General features: G+C 76.4%; 18 protein-coding genes. 12 read left to right on the forward strand and 6 right to left on the reverse strand.

All coding sequences use genetic code 11. From position 1 onward, the window contains the following. Positions 1-6: 6 nt before the first annotated feature. From lanL to ACGFSC_RS06425, 8 genes are all read left to right on the forward strand, one after another. Positions 7-2,562 (forward strand): class IV lanthionine synthetase LanL, encoded by a 2,556-nt coding sequence (lanL, locus tag ACGFSC_RS06390; protein WP_359907943.1) that lies wholly within the window; start codon positions 7-9, stop codon positions 2,560-2,562. A 401-nt stretch (positions 2,563-2,963) separates the two neighbouring features. After that, positions 2,964-3,137: a thiazolylpeptide-type bacteriocin gene (locus tag ACGFSC_RS06395; protein WP_359907940.1), complete on the forward strand. Its 174-nt coding sequence runs from the start codon at positions 2,964-2,966 to the stop codon at positions 3,135-3,137. A 222-nt stretch (positions 3,138-3,359) separates the two neighbouring features. After that, the gene (locus ACGFSC_RS06400) at positions 3,360-6,002 is read left to right on the forward strand and encodes a lantibiotic dehydratase (RefSeq protein WP_359907937.1); all 2,643 of its coding nucleotides are present in this window, start codon (positions 3,360-3,362) and stop codon (positions 6,000-6,002) included. After that, positions 5,995-7,215, forward strand: a complete 1,221-nt coding sequence (locus ACGFSC_RS06405) for a lantibiotic dehydratase C-terminal domain-containing protein (protein WP_359907934.1) — start codon at positions 5,995-5,997, stop codon at positions 7,213-7,215. Before ACGFSC_RS06400 ends, ACGFSC_RS06405 begins: the two co-directional genes overlap by 8 nt. Beyond that, positions 7,212-8,909 carry a hypothetical protein gene (locus ACGFSC_RS06410; RefSeq protein ID WP_359907931.1) on the forward strand — a complete coding sequence of 566 codons (1,698 nt, stop codon included), beginning with the start codon at positions 7,212-7,214 and terminating at the stop codon, positions 8,907-8,909. Before ACGFSC_RS06405 ends, ACGFSC_RS06410 begins: the two co-directional genes overlap by 4 nt. Next, complete coding sequence (locus ACGFSC_RS06415) at positions 8,906-10,864, forward strand: TOMM precursor leader peptide-binding protein (protein ID WP_359907929.1); 1,959 nt, start codon at positions 8,906-8,908, stop codon at positions 10,862-10,864. The genes ACGFSC_RS06410 and ACGFSC_RS06415 overlap by 4 nt, the downstream gene beginning before the upstream one ends. A gap of 80 nt (positions 10,865-10,944) precedes the next feature. Next, complete coding sequence (locus ACGFSC_RS06420) at positions 10,945-12,618, forward strand: thiopeptide-type bacteriocin biosynthesis protein (protein WP_359907926.1); 1,674 nt, start codon at positions 10,945-10,947, stop codon at positions 12,616-12,618. A 13-nt stretch (positions 12,619-12,631) separates the two neighbouring features. Next, positions 12,632-13,066, forward strand: a complete 435-nt coding sequence (locus ACGFSC_RS06425; protein ID WP_359907924.1) for a hypothetical protein — start codon at positions 12,632-12,634, stop codon at positions 13,064-13,066. Positions 13,067-13,126: 60 nt separating this feature from the next. Here the strand turns inward: ACGFSC_RS06425 and ACGFSC_RS06430 are convergent, their stop codons facing one another. Together ACGFSC_RS06430 and ACGFSC_RS06435 are read right to left on the reverse strand one after the other, a co-directional pair. Further along, a complete protein-coding gene (locus ACGFSC_RS06430) occupies positions 13,127-13,489 on the reverse strand; it encodes a S26 family signal peptidase (protein WP_359907922.1) in 363 nt (120 codons plus the stop codon). Positions 13,490-13,562: 73 nt separating this feature from the next. After that, a complete protein-coding gene (locus ACGFSC_RS06435; RefSeq protein WP_359907919.1) occupies positions 13,563-14,390 on the reverse strand; it encodes a creatininase family protein in 828 nt (275 codons plus the stop codon). A gap of 194 nt (positions 14,391-14,584) precedes the next feature. Here ACGFSC_RS06435 and ACGFSC_RS06440 point away from each other — a divergent pair, with 194 nt between their 5' ends. Then, complete coding sequence (locus ACGFSC_RS06440; protein ID WP_359907916.1) at positions 14,585-14,950, forward strand: DUF1801 domain-containing protein; 366 nt, start codon at positions 14,585-14,587, stop codon at positions 14,948-14,950. A gap of 66 nt (positions 14,951-15,016) precedes the next feature. Here ACGFSC_RS06440 and ACGFSC_RS06445 read toward each other — a convergent pair whose 3' ends face one another. Together ACGFSC_RS06445 and ACGFSC_RS06450 are read right to left on the reverse strand one after the other, a co-directional pair. Then, entirely contained in the window at positions 15,017-15,382 is a 366-nt protein-coding gene (locus tag ACGFSC_RS06445) for a nuclear transport factor 2 family protein (RefSeq protein WP_359907913.1), read from the reverse strand. Between the two features lie 20 nt (positions 15,383-15,402). Next, positions 15,403-16,146: an SOS response-associated peptidase gene (locus tag ACGFSC_RS06450; RefSeq protein ID WP_359907910.1), complete on the reverse strand. Its 744-nt coding sequence runs from the start codon at positions 16,144-16,146 to the stop codon at positions 15,403-15,405. Positions 16,147-16,257: 111 nt separating this feature from the next. On the opposite strand from ACGFSC_RS06450, the gene ACGFSC_RS06455 reads away from it, so the two are divergent. Both ACGFSC_RS06455 and ACGFSC_RS06460 read left to right on the forward strand, forming a co-directional pair. Next, a complete protein-coding gene (locus tag ACGFSC_RS06455; protein ID WP_359907969.1) occupies positions 16,258-17,295 on the forward strand; it encodes a serine aminopeptidase domain-containing protein in 1,038 nt (345 codons plus the stop codon). Between the two features lie 6 nt (positions 17,296-17,301). Further along, the gene (locus ACGFSC_RS06460; RefSeq protein WP_359907907.1) at positions 17,302-18,504 is read left to right on the forward strand and encodes a saccharopine dehydrogenase NADP-binding domain-containing protein; all 1,203 of its coding nucleotides are present in this window, start codon (positions 17,302-17,304) and stop codon (positions 18,502-18,504) included. 9 nt (positions 18,505-18,513) lie between these two features. Here ACGFSC_RS06460 and sigJ read toward each other — a convergent pair whose 3' ends face one another. After that, a complete protein-coding gene (sigJ, locus tag ACGFSC_RS06465; protein ID WP_359907904.1) occupies positions 18,514-19,470 on the reverse strand; it encodes an RNA polymerase sigma factor SigJ in 957 nt (318 codons plus the stop codon). 208 nt (positions 19,471-19,678) lie between these two features. On the opposite strand from sigJ, the gene ACGFSC_RS06470 reads away from it, so the two are divergent. Continuing rightward, on the forward strand, positions 19,679-20,122 hold the full coding sequence (locus tag ACGFSC_RS06470) for a hypothetical protein (RefSeq protein ID WP_359907901.1): 444 nt from the start codon (positions 19,679-19,681) through the stop codon (positions 20,120-20,122). A gap of 10 nt (positions 20,123-20,132) precedes the next feature. On the opposite strand, the gene ACGFSC_RS06475 is transcribed toward ACGFSC_RS06470, so the two are convergent. Then, positions 20,133-22,181 carry an alpha-galactosidase gene (locus ACGFSC_RS06475; RefSeq protein WP_359907898.1) on the reverse strand — a complete coding sequence of 683 codons (2,049 nt, stop codon included), beginning with the start codon at positions 22,179-22,181 and terminating at the stop codon, positions 20,133-20,135. Positions 22,182-22,286 lie beyond the last annotated feature (105 nt).

Raw genomic sequence — 22,286 nt, forward strand, 5'->3', positions numbered from 1 at the left:
GCAACGATGAGCACACCGCCCGACCCCGGCTCCGCCGCGGTCCTGGGACAGGAGGAACTGCGGCGCCGGGCCGAGGAACTGGCCGCCCGGGCGCCCGGCCCGCACCGCCCGCTGCGCACCGACGGCCAGTGGTGGTACCTCCCGGACCCCCGGATGCCGGAGCTGGCCCACGGCTGGAAACTCCACCTGTCCGCCCGACCGGAGGGCTTCGCGGCCCTGCTGGACACCGTCCTTCCCATCCTGCTCGGCCGCGTCTGCGACGTGAAGTTCGCGGTGAGCGCCGCGGCACTGTGGGAACTCAACAGCGGCCGGCTCGGCGCCGCCGCCGTCGGCAAGGCCGTCACGGTCTACCCCCGGCCGGAGGAAGTCCGATCCCTGGGGCTGGAGTTGGCGCAGGCACTGGCAGGCCGGGAAGGCCCCGCCGTGGTGAGCGACCGCCCCGTCCGGCCCGACGCCCCGGTGCACTACCGCTACGGGCCGTTCCGCGTCACCGACGACGAGGCGCAGGCCGGCATGGCGGGCCCGGACGGCTCGCTGTTCCCCGGACTGGCCGAGGCCCGCTACCGTCGGCCGCCGTGGGCGGACGACCCCTTCGAAGCGGCCGACGCCCCCGCCCGCCCGGCGACCACCCGGGTCGGAGCCGGCCGCTACCGGATCACCGCCGGCATCACCCGGGCGCCCAGCGGCCACGTCTACCGCGCGGTCGAACTCGCCACCGGGCGCGAGGTGGTGATCAAGCAGGCCAGGGCCTTCGTCGCCGAGGACGGCGCGGGCACCGACGCGCGCGGCCGGCTGCGGCACGAGCAGCGGGTGCTCGACGCGCTGGCCGGGATCCCCGGCGTGCCCGCACTGGTCGACTACTTCCGGCACGGCACCGACGAGTACCTGGTCAGTGCCGCCCGCGGCCGGATCGACCTGCGCCGCGAGGTGCTCACCGCCGGCCCGTACGACGCCGGTGCCAGTGCCCGTGCCGGTGCCGGTGCCGGGACAGCGGGCGGACGGGACTGGTGGACGCTGGCGCGCCGGCTGCTGCACGTGCTCGACGCGGTGCACTCCCGCGGCGTGGTGGTCTGCGACCTCAAGCCCGCCAACGTGGTGCTCGACCCGGACGGCCGGCCCGCGCTGGTCGACTTCGGCGTGAGCGCCCTGGCCGGCGACCGCCCCCCGGGCGCCACCGCCGGGTACGGCCTGCCGGGCGCCACCGGCGAAGACCCCACCGAGGACCACTACGCGCTGGGCGCCACCCTGCACCACGCCCTCACCGGCCTCGACCCGGTGGTGATCGACCAGGACCCGGCGACCAACCGCGACCGCACCCTCGCCTGCCTGCGCGCCGCCCTCCCGGAGCCCGGGCACCCGGCGGCGGAGCTGGTCGAGGGCCTGCTGAGCTTCGACCCGGTACACCGCGCCGCCGCGGCGGCCCGGCTGCGGGAGGGACCCCGCCCGGTCCGACGCGGTGCCCCCGGCGGACGGAGCGGCGGCCGGCCGGCCGAGGCCCTCGACCACACCGTCACCACCTGCGTCCGGATGGCCCGCGAACTGGTCGCCGCCGACCCCGGCGCGGAGCGCCCCCGGACCCTGCTCTCGCTGTACGACGGCGCGGCCGGACTCGGCCTCGAACTGCTCCAGCACCCCGAGCGCCCGGACGCCCGGGCCGCCGCCGCCGAACTGGCCCGCTGGACGGCCGCCCACCCGGCCCTCGACCACCTCGACGGCTCGCTGTACCAGGGCCGTACGGGCGTCGACCTGTTCCTCGCCGAGGCCGCCGCCGCGCTGGGCACCGAGCCCCCGCGGCACCGCCGGTACGTGGGGACGGGCGTGGACCAGATCGGCGGCACCGCCGGCATCGGCACCGGGCACCTGCTGCTCGCCGCCCTCGGCCCGGCGGCCGGAGCACACCGCGCGGCGGCGGCCGACTGCGCCGCCGACCTGGCCGGCCGGCCGCTGGACGACCTCGGGGAGGATCCCAACCCCGGCACCGCGGCCCTGGCCGAGGGCTTCGCCCACGGCCGCGCGGGCGTCGCCCACTTCCTGCTCGCGATGCCCGACGAGGCGTCCCGGCACGCCGCCCGGCAGATCGTGGACGGACTCGCGGCCGACCTCCCGCGCATCGCCGCCGCCGCCCGCGCGCCCGGGGCGACCCGCCGCTACCTGTCCTGGTGCCGGGGCCTGGCCGGGCTCGGCACCCTGCTGGTCCAGGCCGGCCGGCGGGACGGCGACGACGCGCTGATCGCCCTGGCCGCCGAGGCGGCCGACACCTGCCGGACGCTCGCCCCGAGGACCGCGCAGGTGTTCCGCTGCTGCGGCCTCGCGGGCGTCGGGGACCTCTTCGTCGACCTCGCGGTGGCCACCGGCGAGGCCCGGCACTGGGCGGCCGCCGAGGAACTGGCGGCCCTGATCCTCACCCGGGCCGGCGGCCCGCCCGACCGGCCGCTGCTGCCCGGCCGCCGGCCGGACGCGGAGGCCCGGGCCTGGGCGGTCGGCACGCCCGGCGTCACCACCTTCCTGCGCCGTCTCGCCCGGCGCGGCGGCCCGGTGCCGGGACTGCTGCCGCTGCACTGACCGGCCCCGACCGGTCCGGGCCGAATGGTGACGTTTCGTCAGTTTCACTGTGCGGCAAAGGGATCCGTGGGCCGCCCGTCCGGGCCGCCCCCTGCCTCGGTGCCCCGGACCGTCCCGGTGGACCGCACCCGCCGATGGGGCGGGGATCCGTGAGGACTGGGGTTCCGCTTGAGTGGAAACGGTATTGAGCCGACCAGGCGCGGGCTCCGGCCAAGGTGGCGGTGGCCCGTACCGCCGCCCGCCGCCCGCCGCCTAGAGTCGCCGTCGGGCGGTGCGAAGCCCGGGTCCGGGCGACCCGCGGGCGGCGCACCCACGGGGGGCCCGGCACATCCCGCAACATCTGATCGCAGGCCCGTCCTTCCGGTTCGACCGGCAGGCCTGCCAACGTGAGGGAGAACGCCATGTCCGACATCACCGCGTCCCGTGTCGAGAGCCTCGACCTTCAGGACCTCGACCTCAGCGAGCTGACCGTCACCTCGCTGCGCGACACCGTCGCGCTGCCCGAGAACGGCGCCTCCTGGGGCTCTTGTTCCTGCCAGGCCTCGTCCTCCTGCGCGCAGCCGCAGGACATGTAAGGAACAGCCCGAACCCGTCGGCCGGGCCCTTTGAGGCCGCGGCCACGGTGCCAGGAGGGACCCGGCGCGTCCACCGGACGCGCCGGGTTCGTCCCGCGTCCACAGCGCCTGCCGCGGGTCCGCAGGACCTGTCGCGCGGACCCGGTCGGGCCGACGGCGCCGCGGCCGGAACCGACCAGTCCCACGAGACGCGCCCCCAGGCCCCGTCGGAGGGAACCGCCCATGCCCAACCGCGCCGCCCCGCCCCGGGACGCCCGGGCGCCGGTCCCCGCACCGGCTCCGGCCGCGTACGCCGCGCGCCACGCCCTGGTGCGCTCCACCGTGCTCGCCCGGCCCGCCCAGTCCGCCGCCACGGCGCACACCCGGGCGCTGCTGCGCGACCTCGCCGCCGCCGAGGCCGCGGCCGAGGCCCTGCGGCCGGCCCTCTGCGACGACCTGTACGCCGGCCGGGCCGGGCACGACGAGGAGTTCCACCGCAGGGTCGTGCTGCCGCTGCGCCGCGACCTGCACAACGGGCGAACGCCGCGGGCGGCGCTGCTCGACCGGCTCGCCGACCTGCCGCGCCGGATCCCGCGGCTCGCCGAGTGGCTTGAGCTGCGACGGCTGCGGGCCCGGCTGCTGGACGCGCTCGCCGACGCCGTCCCGCCCGCCCTCGCCGCCGAACGGGCCGCCCTCGCGGACATCTGCCGGGAGCCCGCCTTCACCCGGGCCGTCGCGCTCACCAGCGCCGACCTGCTGCGCGCGGTGGCCAACACCGCGGGCGTGACCGGGGAACCGCCGCGCGGCCGGGCGCGCAAGGAGGAGGCCGCCGTACTGCGGCACGCCCTGCGGGCCACCGCCAAGACCAGCCCGCTGTCCTGGTTCACCGCCGTCGGCTGGTCCTCCGAGGACGGCGAAGCCGCGGCCGGCGAGCCCCGCGCCTGCGTCCGGGAGAACCGGGCGCTGGTCACCGCGCTCGTCCAGGCCCTGCTCGACGACCCCCGCCGCAGCCGCACGCTGCCGCACCGGATGACCAGCGCGGCCCGGGTCGCCGACGGCCGGGCCCGCTACGCCCGCGCGGAGGCGCTGTTCGCGGGCGGGCGCTTCCTGGTCACCCGGGAGGAGGAGGTCGAACTCGCCGCCCGGCCCGAACTCGCCCTGCTCGCCTCGCTCGCGGCCACCCCGGCCCCGCCGGACCGGCTCGCCGCCGGGCTCGCCGAGGCCCTCGGACGGCCGGGCGGCGACCCGGGCGCGCAGCGCTTCGTGGACCAGCTCGTCACGGCCCGGCTGCTGGTGCCCACCGAACCGGTCGACCCGCAGGACCGGCACCCGCTCCGCAGCCTGGCCGGGTGGCTCCGGCAGTGGCCGCAGGACGCCGAGCTGGCCCACCGGATCGAACAACTCGACCTGCAGAACGCCGAGTTGGCCGTGACCACGGGCGAGCACCGCCCCGAACTGCTGGCCGTCCTCGCCGAGCGCTGGCGGCTGCTGCTGGCCGACGCCGGCCGGCCGGTGCCGCAGGAGGCCGCGCCGCTCAGCGTCCTCAGCGAGGACGTCCACGCGCCGGCTCCGCCGCAGCCCCGGCCGGGCGCGGCCGACCGGGCGGCGCTCGCCGAACTCACCGCGTTCGCCGAGCTGTTCGACCACGCTCACCTGATGCGCCGGGCTGCCCGGGGCCGCTTCGTCGCCCGCTACGGCGTCGGCGGGGTGTGCGACGCCCCCTGGGACTTCGCTGCCGCCCTGGCGGACTCCTGGGCGGATCCGACACCCCCGGACGAACTGGCCGCGCTGCGCGAGGAGTTCGCGAAGCTGCCGGAGCAGGACGGCGAACTCGTGCTCCCCGCCGAGCGGATCCGCGCCCTGGCCGCCCGACTGCCCCACTGGACCGCGGCCCGCCCGCTCAGCTACTCCTGGTTCGTCCAACGCGGCTCCGCGGACGGCCTGTTGTGCGTCAACCACGTCTACGGCGGCTGGGGGCGCTTCACCAGCCGCTTCCTCGACGGCCTGGCCCCGCAGGCCGCCACCGAGGTCGCCCGGCAGCTGCGGTCCGGCCTCGGCGCCGGCGCCCGCGCCGCCCAGATCCGGCCGGTCGGCGGCTTCAACGCCAACCTGCACCCGCGACTGCTCGCCGACGAGATCGGCCCCGACCGACAGTGGACCGGCCTCGCCGAGTCCGACCTCGACCTCGTGCACGACCCGGTCGACGACCAGCTCCGGCTGCGGCTGCGCACCACCGGCGAGCTGCTCGACGTCCTCTACCTGGGCTTCCTCGCACCGGTCATGCTGCCCCGGCGGCTCGGCCCGCTGCTCAACGACCACCCCGAGGGAGTCGTCGACTTCCGGCCGCTGCTGCCGCGCACCACCCTCGCCGCGCCCGGCGGCACCGTGCTGCGCACCCCGCGGCTGCGCCACCGGCACGTCGTCCTCGCCCGCCGCCGCTGGCTCCTGCCGGCCGGAGTGCTCGACGCCCTGCGGGCCGACCTCGCCGCCGACGCGGGCCCCGACGGGGTCCCGGCCGCGGCCGTCGCCCGCTGGCGGGCCCGGCTCGACCTGCCCGAACAGCTCTTCCTCCACCCCGCACCGGCCGCGGCCGACCCCGCGGGCACGCCCGGCGACGCCTTCGTCGCCCACCTGCGAGCCCCCAAGCCGCAGCCCGTCGACCTCGGCAACCCGCTGCACCTGCGCCACCTCGCCAAATGGCTCACCCGGCACCCGCGCGGCGCGGTGCTGGAGGAGGCCCTCCCGGCCATCGCGGGTCACCCGGAGCCGACCCGGGCCGTGGAACTCGTGGTGGAGACGTACCGGCCCGGCCGGGGCAGCGCGCAGGCGGCCGGCGCCTTCGAATCCGTCCGTACCGCCATCGCCGAGGAGGCGCCCGATGAGTGACCCGGCCGACGGCCGAGGGGCCGTGACCGCCTGGGACGTGGTCCTGTACCACTACCGGCCCGACAAGGCCCGCGCGCTGCGCGAAGCCGTCCTGCCGCTGGCCCGGCAGGCGGCGGCCGAGGGGCTGGCCGCCCACGTCGAGCGGCACTGGCGGTTCGGACCGCACCTGCGGCTGCGGCTGCGCGGCCCGGAGGCACGGGTGGCCGGGGCGGCGCAGCGGGCCGCCGAGGCGCTGCGGGCGTGGGCGGCCGCGCACCCCTCCGTGGCCGACCGGTCGGACGAGCAGCTGCTCGCCGAGGCCGCCGTCGCCGGACGCGCGGAGCTGATCGCGCCGCCGTACGCGCCGCTGGTGCCGGACAACACCGTGGTGGCGGCGCCCGCCGACCGGTCCGCCGAAGACGCCCTGCGGGCGCTGATCGGCGCCGAATCCGCCGAGCTGCGCGAGGAGTTGCTGCGGACCGGCCTGCCCGCCCTCGACTCGGCCTGCCACTTCCTCGGCGCGCACGGCGACACCCCGCAGGCGCGGGTGCAGCTGGTGGTGACGGCGCTCGCGGCACACGCCACCGCGCACCCGGACGGGCTGGTCGGCGCGCACTACTCGGTGCTCTCGCACCTGGAGGACTTCCTGGTCCACGAGGACCCGGACGGCAGCCTGCGGGCCGCCTTCGAGCGCCGCTGGGAGCAGAGCGGCCGGGCGGTCACCGCGCTGGTCGGCCGGATCGCCGACGGCGGCGCGCGCGACTGGGAACGGGACTGGGCGCACTGGTCGGCGACCGCCTGGAGCCTGGCCGAGCGGCGGCTGACGGCCGGCGCCGACCTCGGCGGCCGCCACGCCGAGTACCGGGAGCGCGCCGAGGCACTCGGCGACCCGGCCACCGCCGAGCGCTGGAACGCCGAACTGCGCACCCGCTACAGCGAGTTCCACCGACTGCTGCAGCGCGCCGACCCCGACGGCAGGATGTGGCACCGTCCCGACTACCTGATCAACCGGGCCGGCACCAACGGCCTGTACCGGCTGCTCGCGATCTGCGACGTCCGCCCGATGGAGCGCTACCTGGCCGCCCACCTGCTGGTGCGCAGCGTGCCCGAACTGACCGGGCACCGCTGGCAGACGCTCCTCGGCGCCGCGGAGCAGCCGGGCGGCCCGGAGCAGTCGGGCGCCGCGGGGGCGACGGGCGGCGCGGGGCGCACAAAGCTGGAGGGGGCGGCATGACGGCCGAACCGGACGCCGTTCGGCCCCGCTTGCGCCCCGGGGTGGCGGTGACGCCGCTGCGCGAAGGGCTGCACCTGCGCGGGCGCGAGAGCAGCGTCACCCTGGAGGGCAGCCGGGCGCTCCCGGCGCTGTGGCAGGTGCTCGCCGCCCGGCTCGGGCCGCAGGCGGAGGCCGCCGACGCGGCCGTCGAGGCGACCGTCGAGCCGAGGGTGGCGGCCGCGCTGGCCACCGTCACCGCCCGGCTTCGCGAGCACGGCCTGCTCGTGGACCACCCGGACGGGGTCCGACTGCCGCCCTGGCCGGGCGCGGTGGCGGACGACCCCGGCGGTGCGGAGGCGGCCCTGGCGGCCGCCCGCCCGGTGGTGGCCGCCGCGGACCCGGACGGCCCGTCGGCCCGCGCGATGGCGCGCGCCCTGGCCCGGGGCGGTACGGCGGCCCCGGCGGTGGTCGCCGAGCCCGGGCTGCCCGCCGGCCGGGTGGTGGCCACGGCGGACGGTCCGGCGGGAACGGAGCTGGCGGTCGCGGTGCAGTGCGGTGCGGACGGCGGCTTCGTCACCGAGCCCGCCGACCCGGCCCGGGCCCGGACGGACGCGGCGGCGCTCGCCGCCCGGCTGGAACCCGCCCCCGTTGCGGACCCGCCGCCCGTGCTCCTCGCGCTGCTCGCCGCGGCCGGCGCCCAGCGGCTGCTCTGTGCCGTCGCGGGCCTGCCGGACCCGGGCGAGCCGGCCGATGATCCGCGGCTGCTCGACGGGCGCCCCACCGTCCTGATCGCCGACGCCGCTCCGCCGCACGCCGAGCACCACCCGTGGGCGGCGGGCCCCGGGGCCGTCGCCGCGCCGCCCGGGAGCCTCGCCGAGGCGCTGCGCCGGGTGAACGCCCTCGGTGACCCCCGGCTGGGCGTGCTGGACGCACCCTCCGCGGGCGACCTCCCGCAGCTGCCCGTGGCCCTGGTCTCCTGCGCCACCCCCGCCGGCCCGCTGGCGGCCGGGGCGGTGCGGACGGACCTCGCCCGGCTGGCCGCCGCCTGTCGGTCCGCCGAACTGCACCTGGCGGCGGTGGGCGGGGGAGCCGTGCCGGTGGTCGGCGTCGACCCGGACCACGCCCTCGGCCTGGCCCTGCGCCGCGCCGTGCTCGCCCGGGCGGTGCGGGGCGACCGGCCGCTCCCGGATGACCGGGCGGCGAGGGGCGACCGGACGGTGCCCGAGTCCGCCTGGCGGGAACACCCGCAGGCCGGGCACTGGTACGGCGTCCTGGCCCGCCGGCTCGGCCGAGCACCTGAACCGACGATCCGTCAACTCTCCGGGGAGTCGGTGTACCTGGCGCAGGTGGAGGAGGGAAGGGCGGTCGAGGCCACGCCCGCCGACGCCGTCGCCCACGCCGCACTGGCCGCCCTCACCCGGCTGATGGCCCGGGGCGCCGGCCTCGCCGCCGTCCACCACACCGTCCTGTCCGGCGCCGCCGCCCCGCTCGCCGCCGCCGGCCGGACCCCGGCGGCCTGGACCGACCTGGGCTGGGCCGACCGCTGGCTCGCCGACATCGCCGACCGGGAGGCGGACCTGCACGCCGCCCTGGTCCGGATCACCGGTCTGCGCACCGCCCGCTGGCGGCCCGCCACCCCCGAGGCCCGCCCGTTCGCCGACGCCCTGGACGGCTGCGGCTTCACGGCCCTCACAGCCGAAGGAGGCCGCCCATGAGCGAGCTGCCGGTCCTGACCCCGGTCGAGGCGCTGGCCGCCACGAGCGGCACCGCCGTCGTCCACCTCACCGAATGGACCCTGGGCCTGGCCGCCCGGCTCAGCCGGCACGCCCTGGCACACCCCGTACGCCTGGTGCCGGTGCGCGAGGACGGCGCGCTGACCGTGGTCGGGCCGGTGCTCGCCCCCGGCGCACCGGCCTGCCTCGCCTGCGTCGAGTACCAGCGGCTCGCCACCGCCGGCGGCCGGGTGCCCTGGCAGAGCCCGGCCCTGGCGCTGGGCGGCACCGGCACCCCGGCCTTCGCCGAGGCCGTGACCGCGCTCGCCGCCGAGCTGGCCAAGGGCCCCGAGGCCGCGGAGGGCGCGGAGGGCGCCGGGAGCCCCGAGGCCGCGGAGAGCGCGGAGAGCGCCGGGAGCCCCGAGGCCGCGGAGAGCGCCGACGGCGCCACCGTCCACGTGGTGCACGGCGGCCGGGCCACCTGGTCCACCCACCGGGTCCGCCCCGTCGGCGGCTGCGAGGTCTGCCGGCCGCTGCCCCCCGACACGCCCGAGGCCGCCCGGCTGCCCGCCACCCCCCGCCCGCTGCCCGACCCGGCCGTCCTGCGCGGGCCCAACGACCGCACCGACGCGGGGCAGTTGCGGGCCGAACTGTACGACGAGCGGTTCGGCCCGGTCCGCCGGCTGTTCCGCACCGAGGACTCGGCCTTCGCCCTCACCACCGCCTGGGTGACCGACGGCCGGGCGCTCGACGACGGCGGGTACGGGCGCGCCGCGGACTTCCGCTCCAGCGAGCGGGTCGCGCTCTTCGAGGCGGTGGAACGGCACGCCGGCATGCGGCCGCTCGGGCGCCGCACCGTCCTGCGCGCCTCCTACGCCGAACTGGCACGCGAGTTGGGCCCGGACGCCGTCCTGGACCCGGCCCGGCTCGGCCTGCCCGACGACCCCCATCAGGGGCACCCCACCCCGGCCACCGCCCCGTACACCCCCGAGCTGGTCCTCGACTGGGTGCACGGCTGGTCGCTCACCCGCCGCCGCCCGGTCGCCGTCCCGGAGCGCGTCGCCTACTGGGAGGTTCCCGGCCGCGACCGCCCCCGGGTGGTCTACGAGTCCTCGAACGGCTGCGGACTCGGCAACAGCCCCCAGGAGGCCGCGCTCTACGGCCTGTTCGAGGTCGCCGAGCGCGACGCCTTCCTGATGGCCTGGTACGCCCGCACCCCGCTGCCCGGCGTCGCCGTCCCCACCGAGGACCCGCAGATCGCCGAACTCGCCGACCGCGCCGAGCTGTTCGGCTACCACCTCACCCTGCTCGACGCCACCAACGACCTCGGCGTACCCGCCGTGATCGCCCTCTGCCGCCACCGCGGCGACCACCCCGACGCCCCGCGCACCCTCCTGGCCGCCGGAGCCCACCACGACCCCCGGACGGCGATCCGCTCCGCCGTCGCCGAGGTGGTCACCAACGTCCAGGAGGCGCCCCACCGCTCCACCGCCCCGGGCGGGCCGCGCGACCCGCAGCGGCTGCGGCCGATGCTGGAGCGCCCGGAGCTCGTCGTCTCCCTGGACGACCACGTCGGCCTCAACACCCTGCCCGAGGCCCAGCCCCGCCTCGACTTCCTCTTCGCCGGCCCGCCACCGGTGCCCTGGACCGAGCGCTGGCCCGGCGACCCCGAGCCGGTCACCGACCTCACCGACCTGCTGGAGCGGACGGTCACCCGGCTGGCCGGGGAGGACCTGGAGGTCCTCGTGGTCACCCAGGACGAGCCCGGCGTCCGCGACCGGCTCGGCCTGCACTGCGCCAAGGTCGTCGTCCCCGGCACGCTGCCGATGACCTTCGGCCACGCCAACCGCCGCACCCGGGGCCTGTCCCGCCTGCTGGAGGTCCCGTACCGCCTCGGCCGCACCCCCGCGCCGCTGCGCCACGACGAACTCCCGCTCCACCCGCACCCGTTCCCCTGAGGGCGTGTCTTCCGGATCACGCCGCCCGCTTGTCCGACGTGATCCGAAAGACACGCCCCTGGCCCACCGGAGAGCACACGATGACCACCCACGCGCTGCCGGCCACCACCTGGCACAGCCTGCACCTCGCGCTGCCGCTGCCCGCCCGCGAGGCCGACGCCTTCCTCACCGAGGACCTCGCCCCGCTGATGGACGGGCTCGCCGGCACCGACTGGTTCTTCATCCGCTACGGCGAGGGCGGCCCCCACCTGCGCATCCGCCACCGCGGCCCGGGCCCGGCGCCCGCCTCCCTCGCCGCCGACCTCACCCGCCTCGCCACCCGACGCACCGCGCCCGACGGCCCGTTCGCGGACGGGCACGGCACCGTGACGGAGGTCCCGTACGAGCCCGAGACCGAGCGCTACGGCGGCGCGGCCCTGCTGCCGATCGCCGAAGAGGTGTTCACCCACTCCACCCGCGCCGCCGTCCGCGCCCTGCACGCCCTCGGCGCGGCCCCCGAGAAGCGGTTGCAGCTCGCCCTCGACCTCGCCCACACCACCGCGTACGCGCTCGGCCTCGACGAACTCGCCGCCTCCCGCTGGCTGCGCCGCCACGCCGCCGCCTGGCGCTGGGTCACCGAGTTCCGGCCGCTGCCGGGCGCCGCCGTGCACACCCGGGTCAACACCGTGTTCGCCCGCCAGCGGGAGACGCTGGCCCGCCGCGCCCGGGAGCTGCGCGCGGCACTGGACGCCGGCACGGCCACGCCCTGGCTGGGGGACTGGGCGGCGCGGGCCGCCGAGGGCGCCGCCCGGATGCGGGCCGTCGCGGCCGCCGAGGCCGCCGCGCCCGCCTCGGCCGCCGAGGAGGCCGAGGAGCACCTGGAGTGGATCTGGGCCTCCCAGCTGCACATGCTGTTCAACCGGCTCGGCGTCGGCCCCGACGAGGAACGGGCGGTCTGCCGCCTCGCCGCCCGCACCCTGCTGGAGACCGGACAGCCGTTCACCTTCTTCCCCGCCGACCACCACGCCCCCGACCACCAGTACCTGGAACGCAGCAAGTTCCAGATCGGCCGCGGCGAGGACACCGCCCTGCGCGACCTGCCGCACGACCCGGCCCCGAGCCCCCGCCCCGGCGACCTCCCGCTGCCCGCCGACCCGCTGCCGCCCGTCACCCTCGCCGACGCCCTGCGCACCCGCCGCTCCACCCGCGGCCCGCTGACCGGCCCGCTCACCGCCGGCGCGCTCGGCGGACTGCTCTGGTCCGCCTTCGCCCCCGCCCCCGACACCGGCCACCGCCCGTACCCCAGCGCGGGCGCCCTGCACACCGTCCGGCTGCGCCTGCTCGCCCTCGCCGTCGACGGCCTGCCCGCCGGCACCTACCACTGCCTCCCCGAACACCGCAGCCTGCGCCCGATCGGCCCGGCCCCCGCCCTCGACGACCTCAAGGCGCTCTCCTCCTACCTCTCCCGCCCGGCCGAGGACCCCGACGCCATCGGCGTCGACCGGGCCCCCGCCGTCCTCGCCGTGTACCTCGACCTCGCCCGGCTGCGCCGCCGCTACGGTCTGCGCGCCCTGCGCCTCGGCGTCCTGGAAGCCGGACACCTGGCCCAGAACCTGCTCCTGACCTCCGCCGCCTTCGGCCTCGGCACCACCCCCCTCGGCGGCCTCCAGGACGACCTCGCCCACGAACTCCTCGGCCTGGACGACCTCGGCGAGCCGATCCAGTACCTGCTCCCGCTCGGCCGGCCGGGGACTGTACCGGTGATCATGGAGTGAGTACCCTCGGCCCGTGACCGATCACGGCATCGCCCTCCCCGCGTTCCGCCTCCACGTCGTGCCCGCCGTGGTGGCGCTGGCCAGCCCGACCTGGCAGCGTGAGGTGTGGCTCGACCGGGACGAGTTCGAGGACCTCGCCCACACCGTGCACGTGCTCTTCGACGACTTCTGCGACGCGAACGATCCGGGGCGGTCCCTCGGGTACAGCCTGCGCACCGAGCAGGAGGTCGAGCTGATGGCCCGGCTCGGTGCGGCCTACGGCGCGGTCCAGGAGGCGGTCGGCGCCCGGGCCCCCGACGAGGACTACCTGGACTCGCCGGGCTGGCCCGCCGTCGTCTCCGCGGCGGCCGGGCTGGCCCAGGTGATGGTGGCCAACGACCTCATGGCCCTGCAGCGCCTGCACGAAGCCGGACACCGCTGGCCGCCCGGCACCGGGACCTCTTCCTGACGGCCCCGAACGGGCCTCCTGGATGAGACACGCCCTCGGTCCGAGGCGGTCCCGCGCGCCTCAGGGCCGGGCGGGGGAGGCAGCCGAGGTCTTGTCCGCCGCCCCGGCCCGGGGCGTGCCCTCGACGGCGACGCAGATGCCGAAGACCCGGTCGTGGCCGGTCCAGCCGTTGATGCGGCCCCGGTTGTTGCTGATCTGCACGCGCCGCCTGGCCGGATCGAGGGCCGACACCAGGTGCAGGTACACGGTTCCGGCGACCCGGGCGAGAACGATGTCGCCGAGCTCCAGCTTGGACGGGTCGACCGGGGCGACGGCCACCAGCTGCCGGCTGCGGATCAGCGGGACCATCGACGAACCGCTCGGCCTGAACTCGACGGTGGCTCCGCCGGCGACCCTGGCCGCCACCCCATCCAATGCACCCATCCGCCGAGCGTGGCAGATCCGCCCGTGCGGGCCCAACCGGTTTTTCGCTCCCCCAGGCCCGCCGGTCCGTCACTCACGACCGCGCGGACACCACGTCCGCCATCGCGCGGGCCATCCGCTCATGGAACCTGAACAGGAACGGGTCCTTGGGGAAGGGCGCGCCGAAGTAGCCCTGCGGGGTCACCCGGCGGGCGTGCTCGCCGCCCTTCCGCCACTCCGCGAGGTCGTCCGTCCCGAGGCCGGTCGGCTTGAGCCCGGCCATCGCCTCGTGGTCGACGGTCTCGGGGAACCAGCGCATCATCATCGCCGCCTCGATCTCCTCCGCGTGCACGCCCAATTCGCCGCTCAGCTCCAGGCCTTCGAACAGTGGCCGCATCGCGAACACGCCCAGGGCCGCGGGAGTCCCGTCGGCGGCGTCGGCGAGCCGGTCGGCCACGAAGTCCGGCTCGACCAGCACCACGCCCGTGCGGCCCTTCCGGTGCTGCTCGCGCACGACGTCCAGCAGCATCAGGTTGTGGGCGAGGTCGCCCTGGTGGTTGATCAGGTGGATGCGCCGGAAGCCGTCCGTGGCAAGGGAGTCCAGGATGTCGGTGTGCAGTGCCGCCGCCGTCTCGGGGCGGGTGCGGAAGGTTCCGGCGAAGCCGGCCGAGACCTGGTTGATCCCCCAGTGCACCGGCGGGGCGATCAGGGTCTCCTCCCCGCGCCGCTCCAGTTCCGTCTTCACCAGCCGGCAGAGCTGGTAGGCGCCGTAGGCGTCGGTGCCGAGCGGAAGGTGGGGGCCGTGCTGTTCGATGACGCCGGTCGGCAGCAGCACGCGCGCGCCCCTGGCGGCCGCCGCCTCGACCTGCGGCCAGGTGAGGTCGGCCATCGTCTCCGCGAACACCGAGTACCCGTGGGTCATCCGGGTTCCCCTTGCCTCGACTGGGTGCCGGCCCTCTTCCCGGGCCGCTGCGAAGCGATCCTCACGCCCGGGCGGCCGGTCGCGTGATCACCGGCGCCGACCGGCTCGCCGCCCGGATCTTGGAGGAATCCCACAACGTCCGGGAGGAGCTTGAAATGTTGATGCGGGTTCCGCATCCGGCATAGCCTCCTGGAATGGTGCAGAGCGGGGCGAGCGACGTCGACGGCTACCTGACCGGGGTTCCCGAGGAACGCAGGGCCGTGCTGGCCGCGCTGCGGCAGCTGTGCCGGGAGGAACTGGTGGGCTTCGACGAGGTCATGGCGTACGGGATGCCCGCGTACGAGCGGGACGGCGCCGCGGAGATCGCGTTCGCCAGCCAGAAGCAGTACATCTCCTTCTACCTCATGCGCGGTGACGTCCGTGAGGCGTTCGAGGAACGGCTGGCCGGGCAGGACATGGGCAAGGGCTGCCTGCGGTTCCGCAGGCCGGAGAACGTCGACTTCGGCCTGCTGCGGGACCTGCTCCGGGCCACCGCGGCCCGGCCCGGCGGGATCTGCTGACGCCGCCGGGCGCCGGGGTGCCGCCCGGGACGGGTCGGCGAGGCGGAACGATCCGGAGAGGCCGGTTCAGGGTGCCGTGGGCGGGCTCGGCGCCGGCTGCCGGCCGCCGAAGAAGACCTGCACCTCCCGGATCAGCCCGTCCCGGACCGTGATCGCCTCGACGTTGCGGTAGCGGTCGCCGGTGGTCAGCTCGTACTCGTAGTAGGCGAAGACGAGTTCCCCGTCGGCGGGCGTCACCCGCAGCAGCCGTTGCTCCGTGAACCGGTCGGCGGTGGGGAAGCACCGGCGGAAGAAGGCCTCCTTGCCGATGCGGTCGTCCTGGGGGCTGGTGAACGTGAAGTCCTCGGCGTACAGCGGTACGGCCGCCTCCCGGTCCTGTGACCGGTAGCAGCGGAACGCTGCCTCGACGATGCTCGCGGGGGTGCGGTTCATGCGGTCTCCCTGGTTCGGCTTCAGTCGGCCAGTCCGAGCGGGTCGTCGGCCGGGTCCAGCAGTTGCGGGCCGTTGTTGCGGACACTGTTGACGGTGGTGGGGACGGCGCGGACGCGCAGGTCGCCGTCGGCGGGGCGGCGCAGCAGGTGGTGGAGTTCGGCGCGGTCGGTGTGGGCGGGGGAGAGCCAGGTGGGGAGGTCGTCGGGGGCGATGGTGAGGGGCATCCGGTCGTGGACGCGGCCGGCGGAGTCGGTGGCGTCGGTGGTGATGACGGTGGCGGTGGCCAGCCAGGCGAGCGGATCGTCCTCGGCGCGGGTGCCGTCGCGCCAGAACTCGTAGAGGCCGGCCATCAGCATCACGTTGCCGGTGCTGAGGAAGTACGGCTGCTTGTACTTCTTGTGTCCGGCGGTGGCGGGCACCTCGCGCCACTCGAAGTAGCCGTCGGCGGGGATGACGCAGCGGCGGGCGGTGAAGGCCTTGCGGAAGGCGGGCTTGGTGTCGACGGTCTCCGAGCGGGCGTTGATCATGCGGGCGCCGCCGGACGGGTCCTTGGACCAGGACGGGACCAATCCCCAGCGCAGCGGCCGCAGTTGGCGCAGCACCTCGCCGGTGTCCCGGTCGACGCGTTCCAGGACGGCCGGGACCGGGTCGGTCGGGGCGACGTTCCAGCTCGGGGCGAAGGTCTCGGCCGGGTCCCACCGGAGCTCTCCGAGCAGTGAGACGAGGTCCTGGGGCGTGGTGGTGGAGACGAAGCGGCCGCACATGCCTCCCAGCCTCCCACGTCCCACCGACAACGGTGGGGACCGGGTGACCCATGTATATCGTTCGCATCTGCTACGGTCGTTTTAGAAACGAACGATTGGCGAGTGAACGATATGAAGCTGTTCGGCAAGCGCCGGTGGCTCTGGGGATCACTGCTGTCCGTGGCCGTGCTGCTGGTCGGCGCGGGCGGCTGGGTGGTGTACCAGAACGAGTACGACCTCACGGAGGAGCGGGTCACCGTCACCGGCGGCAAGCAGCCGCTCCAGGGCGTGCTGGCCCGCCCCACCGGCGGCCACGGACCGTACGGACTGGTGGTCTTCGTCCACGGCGACGGGCCCGTGGACGCCACCCACGACACCTTCTACCGGCCGCTCTGGGAAGCCATGGCGAAGGCCGGGTACGCCACGCTGTCCTGGGACAAGCCCGGCGTCCGCAACGCCCCCGGCAACTGGCTGGACCAGAGCATCCAGGACCGCGTCGACGAGACCCTCGCCGCGATCCGCTGGGCCAAGGCCCAGCCCGGCATCGACCCGGACCGGATCGGGCTCTGGGGCGCCAGCCAGGCCGGCTGGGTGATGCCCAAGGCCGCCCGGCAGTCCCCGGACGTCAAGTTCCTGATCGCCGTCGGCACCGCCGTCAACTGGCTCCAGCAGGGCCGCTACAACCTGCTCGCCGAGCTCGGCGAGCGGCACGCCTCGCCCGAGGAGACCGCGGCCGCCGTCGCCCGCAGCGACCGCAACCTGGCCGCCCTGCGGGCGAGTGCGACCTTCGAGCAGTACCGGGCCGCCGGCGGCGACACCGAGGGGCTGACCCCCGAGCGGTGGGCGTTCAACAAGCGCAACCACCTCTCCGACGCGACCGAGGACCTCGCCGCGCTCCGGATCCCGGTGCAACTGATCCTCGGCGGTCGGGACGTCAACGTCGACAGCGACGACACCGAGGCCGGCTACCGCCGCCTCGTCACCACCCCGGGCCTGCTCCAGGTCCTGCGCTTCCCGGACTCCACCCACAACATCGTGCCCAAGGACGTCGAGGACTCCGAACTGCGCAGCACCGTCCTGGCCGTCGCCGCCCCGCGCTCGCTGTTCACCCCCGGCTACCTCGACGGCATGCGGGACTTCCTGACCTCGCTCGACCACCGGAAGGGCTGACCCACGATGAAGCTGCTCGCCCTCGGCGGGGCCGGCGCGATGGGCCGGGTCTCCGCCCGGGTCGCGGCCGCCCTGCCCGGCGTCCACGAACTGGTGATCGCCGACCGGGACCTCGACGCCGCCCGCCGCGCCGCCGCCGCACTCGCCGCCGGCGCACCGGTGCCCGTCCGCGCGAGCCGGGTCGACGTCACGGACGGCCCGGAGCTGCACGCCGCCCTCGCGGACGCCGACGCCGTGCTGAACACCGTCGGCCCGTACTACCGCTACGGCCTCGACGTGCTGCGCGCCGCGATCCGCACCGGCACCCACTACCTGGACATCTGCGACGACTGGGAACCCACCGTCGCGATGCTGGAACTGGACGAGGAGGCCCGCGCCGCCGGAGTGCGCGCGGTGCTCGGCGCGGGCGCCAGCCCCGGCGTCAGCAACCTGCTCGCCGCCCGGGCCGCCGCCCGCCTCGACACCCTGGCCGACGTGTACACCGCCTGGCCGGTGGACGTCGGCTCCATGCCCGACTCCTCCCGGCCCGACTCCTCCCGGCCCGACACCTCGCTGCGCGACCCGAACGGCGCGGTCTCGGCCGCCGCCGTGCACTGGATGCAGCAGATCAGCGGCACCGTCGCGACGGTGGAGGACGGCCGGCCGGTCCGGCGGCCCCCGCTGCGCCCGGTCGCCCTCGACCTGCCCGGCGGCCACCGCGGCACCGCCTACACCGTCGGCCACCCGGAGCCGGTCACCCTGCACCGCAGCCTGCGGCCCGGCGGCGACGCGGCCAACCTCATGGTGGTCTCCGTCGGCACCGCCGCCTACCTGGGCGTGCTGCGCGATGACCTCGACGCCGGACGGCTGACCAACGAGACCGCCGCCGCCGACCTCGACCGCCCCACCCTGCGCCGCACCCTGCGCGCGGCCGCCCGCGCCCCCCGGATGCGCGGGCCGGGCACCCTCCCGCCGTTCTTCGCCGCCGCCACCGGAACGCGCGATGGCCGACCGGCCGCGGCGCTCGCCCGCCTGGACGGCGCGGAGCGGTTCCTGGCGGACATGGCGGAGGCCACGGGCGTCCCGGCGGGGCTGGCGCTGGCGCAGCTGCTGGACGGCACGGTGCGGGCGGCGGGGGTGCACCCGCCGGAGGCGGTGATCGACGGCGAGCGGTTCTTCGCCGACCTGGCGCGGGAGTGCCCGGGGGTGGAGGTGGTGGAGGAGCTGTAGGCCGGGGTCTCAGCCGTCGTGCGGGTCGTCCTCCGTCCACGGGCGCAGCTTCTCCGGGTTGCGGACCGCCCAGATGCGGGTGATCCGGCCGTCCGCCAGCTCGAACGCCGCCACCGTCGCGGTGCGGCCGCCGTGCCGGGCCACCAGGCCGGGGCGGCCGTTGACGGTCCGTTCGAGGAGCGTGAGCCCGGGGGCCCGGTCGGCGAGGTGGACCAGGTACTGGGCGATCCGCTCGCCGCCCCGGACCGGGCGCAGGGCGGCGCCGGCCAGGCCGCCGCCGTCGGCGGTCATCGTGGCGTCGGGGGCGAGCAGGGCGATCAGGGCCGTGATGTCCCGGGCCTCCCAGGCCTCCTTGAAGTGCCGCACCAGACCGGCCTGCGCGCCCGTCGGCGTCGCCGGGGCCTGCGCGGCCCTGATCCGTCGGCGGGCGGAGGCGGCCAGCTGCCGGCAGGCCGCCGGGGTCCGGCCGACGATCCCGGCGACCTCGGGGAACGGGTAGCGGAAGACGTCGTGGAGGATGAACGCCACCCGCTCGGCCGGGGTCATCGCCTCCAGCACGACCAGGAAGGCCATGCTCACCGACTCGTCCAGGGTCACCCAGTCCGCCGGGTCGGCCGGTCCGCCGCTGCCGCCGGCCGGCCCGCCGATCCACTCGCTGCGGTCGGGCAGCGGCTCGGGGATCCACTCGCCCACGTAGCGCTCCCGCCGGGCCCGCGCCGATCCGAGCAGGTCCAGGCAGACCCGGGTGGCCACCGTGGTCAGCCAGGCGCCCGGCGAGGCGATGGCCTCCTGCTGCCGGCGGGGCAGCGCGTACCAGCGGGCGTACGTCTCCTGCACCGCGTCCTCGGCCTCGGCGAGCGAACCGAGCAGCCGGTAGGCGAGGTTGATCAGCTGCCGCCGCTCGCCGACGATCACGCTCAGCTCCGGTACGGGCCGCTCCCGCACCGGCTCGGATGGGGTGTTCATGGTCGGGGCCGCTCCCTGCCTCGTCTCGTCCGCCGGCGCTCTCGCCGCTCTCGCGGCTCCTGCCGTTCCCGCCGCTGCGACCCGACCACGGGCCGGCCTGCGATGTCCGGCCCGGGACGGACCCCGCCTCACACTTCGCCGGCCTGTGTCGTCGGATCACCGGGACACTATCGATCAACCGCCGCGAGGCAGAAGAGGGGCACACGACATGGCCATCCGCACCACGGCGAGGGCGGCGACGGGGACGGTGCCAGGAACGGCGGTGGAACAGCGCACCCGGGCCTTCCTGCGGGTCTCCGTCGCGCTCCAGACCGCGACCGTCCTCCTCCAGGCGGTCTCGGCCGGCCTGCTGCTCTCCACCTCCTACGGCGAACTGCTGCACGGCATCGGCGCGCGGGTGATGTACGGGGCCTCGATGCTGTACGTGCTCGCCGCCGTCCTGGCCTGGCGGCCGGGCGGCGGCTCGCCCCGCCCGATCCTGCACGCGTCGGGCTTCCTGGTGCTGGCCTCGGCGCAGGTCGTCCTCGGCGTCGCGCACGTGCCGTCGGTCCACGTCCCGCTGGGTGTGCTGATCTTCGGCCTGAGCGTGGCCGTGCTGGTCCGGATGCCGGCCGCCCGCTCCGTGCGGACGGCCGGCCCCGGGTCCTCCTGACGCGCTCGGCTCAGGAGCCGGGGGTCCAGCTCTGGCCGGCGGCCGGGCGGGTGGTGACGGGGGTGCCGGCGGTGCCGGCGCCCGCGTCGAGGGCGAGGCCGGTGGCGACGTTGGTGACGGTGACGCCGGCCGGGCCCTGCGTCAGCTTCCACTCCTGCCAGGGGTTGCCGGGCGACAGGTCGAGCAGGTAGGCGCTGTAGCCGGCCGAGCTCCCGGCGGAGAGCACGGTGTGCCGGTGGGTGGCGGTGGCGCAGTTGTCGGTGATCCGGACGGTGCCGTCGGGGTTGGTGGTGAAGGTCCACTGCTGCGCGGCGTCACCGGGGCGCGCGGGCTCCAGGTCGGTGATCGAGCCGATCGGCGCGGTGCAGGAGCCGAGCAGCGAGAGCGCGAGGCCGCCGCTGGTCAGCGTGTGGTACTTCCCGTCGTCGACGACGCCCGACGGCCCGCCCGTCGACGTCGGGGTGAGCCGGTAGAGGGCCGCGCCGTGCGCCGGGAGCGAGGCGCCGATCGGCCCGGTGACGGTCGAACTCGCGCCCGTCCACAGCTCCTTGGCCCGGTAGCCGGAGCCGCCGAGGCCGAGTTCGGTGAGACTGGTGGAGACGCTGCGGCCGGCCGACGGGTCCTGGTTGACCAGCAGCACGGCGGTGTCGCCGTTGGCGAGCTGCCGCTTGAGGACCACCGGCGCGCGCCCGTCGGCCGGCTTGGCGCCGACCAGGGTGGCGGGCTTGGCGAGGCCGTCCTGGTCGATCGCGATGACCTCGCGGTTCTTCAGGATCGCCAGGCTCGCGTCGTTGATCCCGGTGGACCAGGTGTAGCCGCCGTCGCTGTGCCGGGACTGCGCGGCGGTGCGCAGGTCGGCGCCGGAGATCAGCGGCGCGGCGAGCATGGCGAGGATCGAGGTCTCGGTGCGGGACTCGTCGTCGGTGAAGGGCTTGTGGCAGACGCAGGTGTCGGTGGTGCCCCACAGGCCGTAGACGTCCTGCCAGCCGGTGAACATCATGTCCAGGTCGTTCCAGCTGCCCGGGCGGACGTTGCCCGGGTACTGCAGCGCGGTCTGCAACTGCCCGTTCCAGAGCACCCCGTCGAGCTCGCTGTCCCGGTCGCCGCCGATCCGGCAGAGGTTGGCGACCTGGCCGCACCAGACGCCGGTGGGCGCGTAGCCGGGGGCGTGGAACGGGGCCGTCCCGGCGGCCTGGACCACCGGGTCGGTGCGGGCCGGGTCGTCGGCGGCGAGCAGGTACGGGACGCCGGTGTGGGCGGGCTGGGCGGAGACGCTGAGGGTGACCCTTGGCCTGCCCTGGGCGGCGGAGGCGGCGTCCAGGGCGCGCTGGAAGGTCTGCACCCGGGCGTAGACCGAGCGGGTCAGCTCCTTGCCCTCGCCCTGGGTGTAGTAGTTGTGCCCGTCCGGGCCGACGATCTGCGGGCCGTACGGGCAGTCGTCGTACTTGACGAAGTCGACGCCCCAGGAGACGAAGTCGGCCGCGTCGGTGGACTCGTGGCCGAGGCTGCCGGGGTGCATCTGGCAGGTGAGGTAGGTGTCGGTGGCGTAGAGGCCGAACTTCATGCCCTTGCCGTGCGCGTAGCGGGCCAGGTACTCGATGCCGTTGACGCTGCGCCCGTCCACGGTCTGCGCGGGGAAGTGGTCGGGGCGGGGGATCAGGTGGCCGGAGGTGGGGTCGTTGCCGGTGCCGTCGGTGCCGCTGACCGGGTTCCCGGCGTTGTCGTACAGCTGCATGCCGCCGTCGGCGTTGCGGACCAGGTCGGTGCTCTGGCCGTCGCGGTGCCAGAGCGACCAGCCGTCGTCGATGGTGACGGTGTCGTACCCGGCCGCCACCAGGCCGTTCGCGGCCATGAAGTCGATGGTCTGGACGACCTGCTCCTGGGTGACCTCGGTGCCGAGGGAGTTCCAGGAGTTCCAGCCCATGGGCGGGGTCAGGGCGTTGCCGTTGCCGAGCGCGGCGGCCGGTGCGGCCGTGCCGAGGCCGACGGCTCCCAGGCCGGCGGTGGCGAGGGCGAGGGACAGGAGGGATGCCGCGAGACGGCGGCGGGTTCGGCGCATGTGCGCACTCCTGAGGATGTGGGGGGACCGGTTGGTCGGGAAAGCTCATGGGGGGAGAGGGGATCGCGGCCGGCCGGGTGGGGCCGGCCGGCCGCGGGTGGGGCG

This window comes from Kitasatospora sp. NPDC048715 (genome assembly GCF_043198905.1).
GTDB lineage: Bacteria > Actinomycetota > Actinomycetes > Streptomycetales > Streptomycetaceae > Kitasatospora > Kitasatospora lactacystinica.

Bases quoted from the DNA above. Each gene is read 5' to 3' on its own strand.
- lanL (WP_359907943.1), top strand. From the start codon at position 7: ATGAGCACACCGCCCGACCCCGGCTCCGCCGCGGTCCTGGGACAGGAG.
- ACGFSC_RS06395 (WP_359907940.1), top strand. From the start codon at position 2,964: ATGTCCGACATCACCGCGTCCCGTGTCGAGAGCCTCGACCTTCAGGAC.
- ACGFSC_RS06400 (WP_359907937.1), top strand. From the start codon at position 3,360: ATGCCCAACCGCGCCGCCCCGCCCCGGGACGCCCGGGCGCCGGTCCCC.
- ACGFSC_RS06405 (WP_359907934.1), top strand. From the start codon at position 5,995: ATGAGTGACCCGGCCGACGGCCGAGGGGCCGTGACCGCCTGGGACGTG.
- ACGFSC_RS06410 (WP_359907931.1), top strand. From the start codon at position 7,212: ATGACGGCCGAACCGGACGCCGTTCGGCCCCGCTTGCGCCCCGGGGTG.
- ACGFSC_RS06415 (WP_359907929.1), top strand. From the start codon at position 8,906: ATGAGCGAGCTGCCGGTCCTGACCCCGGTCGAGGCGCTGGCCGCCACG.
- ACGFSC_RS06420 (WP_359907926.1), top strand. From the start codon at position 10,945: ATGACCACCCACGCGCTGCCGGCCACCACCTGGCACAGCCTGCACCTC.
- ACGFSC_RS06430 (WP_359907922.1), bottom strand. From the start codon at position 13,489: ATGGGTGCATTGGATGGGGTGGCGGCCAGGGTCGCCGGCGGAGCCACC.
- ACGFSC_RS06435 (WP_359907919.1), bottom strand. From the start codon at position 14,390: ATGACCCACGGGTACTCGGTGTTCGCGGAGACGATGGCCGACCTCACC.
- ACGFSC_RS06440 (WP_359907916.1), top strand. From the start codon at position 14,585: ATGGTGCAGAGCGGGGCGAGCGACGTCGACGGCTACCTGACCGGGGTT.
- ACGFSC_RS06445 (WP_359907913.1), bottom strand. From the start codon at position 15,382: ATGAACCGCACCCCCGCGAGCATCGTCGAGGCAGCGTTCCGCTGCTAC.
- ACGFSC_RS06450 (WP_359907910.1), bottom strand. From the start codon at position 16,146: ATGTGCGGCCGCTTCGTCTCCACCACCACGCCCCAGGACCTCGTCTCA.
- ACGFSC_RS06455 (WP_359907969.1), top strand. From the start codon at position 16,258: ATGAAGCTGTTCGGCAAGCGCCGGTGGCTCTGGGGATCACTGCTGTCC.
- ACGFSC_RS06460 (WP_359907907.1), top strand. From the start codon at position 17,302: ATGAAGCTGCTCGCCCTCGGCGGGGCCGGCGCGATGGGCCGGGTCTCC.
- sigJ (WP_359907904.1), bottom strand. From the start codon at position 19,470: ATGAACACCCCATCCGAGCCGGTGCGGGAGCGGCCCGTACCGGAGCTG.
- ACGFSC_RS06470 (WP_359907901.1), top strand. From the start codon at position 19,679: ATGGCCATCCGCACCACGGCGAGGGCGGCGACGGGGACGGTGCCAGGA.
- ACGFSC_RS06475 (WP_359907898.1), bottom strand. From the start codon at position 22,181: ATGCGCCGAACCCGCCGCCGTCTCGCGGCATCCCTCCTGTCCCTCGCC.